4 protein-coding genes are annotated in these 2508 nt (G+C 70.0%); 2 read left to right on the plus strand and 2 right to left on the minus strand.

Annotated features, from left to right (window positions below):
- Positions 1–82: 82 nt before the first annotated feature.
- Positions 83–358 carry a GlsB/YeaQ/YmgE family stress response membrane protein gene (locus DY218_RS25395; protein ID WP_128558477.1) on the minus strand — a complete coding sequence of 92 codons (276 nt, stop codon included), beginning with the start codon at positions 356–358 and terminating at the stop codon, positions 83–85.
- Positions 359–566: 208 nt separating this feature from the next.
- On the opposite strand from DY218_RS25395, the gene DY218_RS25400 reads away from it, so the two are divergent.
- Both DY218_RS25400 and DY218_RS25405 read left to right on the plus strand, forming a co-directional pair.
- Positions 567–941 carry a DUF3099 domain-containing protein gene (locus DY218_RS25400; RefSeq protein ID WP_128558478.1) on the plus strand — a complete coding sequence of 125 codons (375 nt, stop codon included), beginning with the start codon at positions 567–569 and terminating at the stop codon, positions 939–941.
- Between the two features lie 204 nt (positions 942–1145).
- Entirely contained in the window at positions 1146–1400 is a 255-nt protein-coding gene (locus tag DY218_RS25405) for a hypothetical protein (protein WP_128558479.1), read from the plus strand.
- Here the strand turns inward: DY218_RS25405 and moaA are convergent.
- Positions 1383–2372: a GTP 3',8-cyclase MoaA gene (gene moaA, locus DY218_RS25410; RefSeq protein WP_128558480.1), complete on the minus strand. Its 990-nt coding sequence runs from the start codon at positions 2370–2372 to the stop codon at positions 1383–1385. The two genes, DY218_RS25405 and moaA, sit on opposite strands and share 18 nt — an antisense overlap.
- Positions 2373–2508 lie beyond the last annotated feature (136 nt).

Genomic DNA, 2508 nt, shown 5'->3' on the forward strand with positions numbered 1-2508 from the left:
CCGGTCCTGCACGGACCGGGCCACCGCGCCGTCCCGCACGATCTGCGGGAGCGGATGTCGGATGTCCGGGGGTGGTCGTGCTTCAGGTCGTCTGTCTGTTCCCCTTGACCGCCTTGTAGACCATGTCACCGAGGAACACCAGCACGACGGCGGCCGCGAGCTGCAGCGCATGCCGGCCCCAGTCGATGCCGCGGGTTTCGTCGATGCCGAAACCGGCGGCCAGCGAATTGCCCACCACGCCGCCGATGATGCCGAGGATCGTGGTCATCCACAGCGGCAAATGCTGTTTCCCGGGAAGGATCGCCTTCGCCAGGAGTCCCAGCACGAATCCCACGATGATCGCCCACAACCAGCCCATGGTCGCCTCCTCAGACGGCTCCGGTGCGGATACAGCCAGTGTCGGCCCATGTGCCCTACGGCGCATGTCGGCGAGTCGGTACTGGACCCGGCGCAGCCGTTCCGTCCCCGCCCGTCCCGTTGTGGACACCCCCTCTCGTACGGGGGCGGGGCCCCGGCGTAACGTGGTGAACGGTCGCCCGGACCGGGGGGAAGGTTGGTGGAACGTGATGCGGAAGCGACATGACAGCGGGGTCTTCCGGATCACCGGGGCCCGCACCGGGCTCGCCGAGGACGTGCGCGGCAGGCAGCGCCGCTATGTGATCTCGATGTCGGTACGGACGCTCTCGGTGATCCTCGCCGCCTTGCTGTGGAACGTGGAACGGCACGTCGCGATCGTCGCCCTGGTCCTGGGCCTGCTCCTCCCCTACGTCGCGGTCGTGATCGCCAACGCGGGCCGGGAGAACGCCCCTTCACTCCCCTCGACCTTCGCGGTCACCCCCGTACGCCCGATGCTCGGGCAGGCGCCGGCGGCCCCGACGGCGGAATCGCCGGCGGAACACCGTGCGCCCGGCGCGGATGCCGGACCACGCGCTCCGAGCTGACCTGCTGCTGCCCTCCGCGCGGCCCGAAAGCTCAAGAACTGCTCAGATCAATCATGTAGTTCCGGTGCACTGCACCGGGTCCCCCGTGACATACTTCAGACGCGCTCCGCATCCCCCGTCGGAGCGACAGACCGACGCCGGGCAGCTCCCCCCGTGGCTGCTCGGCGTCGCCTTGTCACCGCCGGGCCGACTAGGCTGCCGGGTGTGAACTTCCCCGGCCTTTCCGATACTTCGTCCCCGTCGCCCTCCACTCCGCAGTGCTCCGCCAAGGGCTGTCGTGCGGACGCGGTGTGGGTGCTCGCGTGGAACAACCCGAAAGTGCACACCCCGGAGCGGCGCAAGACCTGGCTGGCCTGTGACGAGCACCGGGAGCATCTGTCGAAGTTCCTCGGAGTCCGCGGCTTCCTCAAGGACGTGGTGCGCCTCGCCGACTGGGAGGCGTCAGCCACCGATCGCTGACATCGGGCGCTCGGGCTGCAGGAAGGACGGGTCGTCCAGTCCGGAACCGGCCTTCTTGCCCCACATCGCCAGCTTCCAGATCCGCGCTATCTCCGCATCGGGGGCGCCGGAGCGCAGCGCTTCGCGCAGATCCGTCTCCTCGGTGGCGAACAGACAGGTGCGGACCTGGCCGTCCGCGGTGAGCCGGGTGCGGTCGCAGGCGGCGCAGAACGGCCGGGTGACCGAGGCGATGACGCCCACCCGGTGCGGCCCGCCGTCGACGATCCAGCGCTCGGCCGGGGCCGAACCGCGGGCCTGCTCGCCCTCCTCGGTGAGCGTGAACCGGGTGCGCAGGGAGGCCAGGATGTCACCGGCCGTGATCATGCCCTCGCGCTTCCAGCCGTGCTGGGCGTCGAGCGGCATCTGCTCGATGAAGCGCAGCTCGTAGTCGTGCTCGACCGCCCAGGAGAGCAGGTCGGGGGCCTCGTCCGCATTGAGGCCCGGCATCAGGACCGCATTGACCTTGACCGGGGTGAGGCCGGCTTCGCGGGCCGCGGCCATGCCGTCCAGGACGTCCTGGTGGCGGTCGCGGCGGGTGAGGGTCTTGAAGACGTCGGGACGCAGGGTGTCCAAGGAGACGTTGACCCGGTCGAGGCCTGCGGTCTTGAGGGCCGCCGCGGTGCGCTTGAGTCCGATGCCGTTGGTCGTCAGGGACATCTTGGGGCGGGGCTCGAGCGCCGCGCACCGCTCGACGATGCCGACCAGGCCGGGGCGCAGCAGGGGCTCACCGCCGGTGAAGCGGACCTCGGTGACGCCGAGCTCGGTGACGGCGAGGTGGATCAGGCGGACGATCTCGTCGTCGGTCAGCAGGTCCGGCTTGGCCAGCCACTGCAGGCCCTCCTCGGGCATGCAGTACGTACAGCGCAGATTGCAGCGGTCGGTGAGCGAGACCCTCAGGTCGGTGGCCACTCGGCCATAGGTGTCGATGAGCACGTCGGCCTCCTCCCCGTCGGTTTCGTGCCGGGCGCGATCGGATCCGGTTGCTTCCCGAGCCTACGCGACGGCACCGACATCGAGGGCGGCCCGATCCCACGACGAGCGGCGCGGCCGTGTCGTAGGTCCCTACGAC

This window comes from Streptomyces triticagri, from assembly GCF_003429565.1.
In the GTDB taxonomy this organism is placed as follows: domain Bacteria; phylum Actinomycetota; class Actinomycetes; order Streptomycetales; family Streptomycetaceae; genus Streptomyces; species Streptomyces triticagri.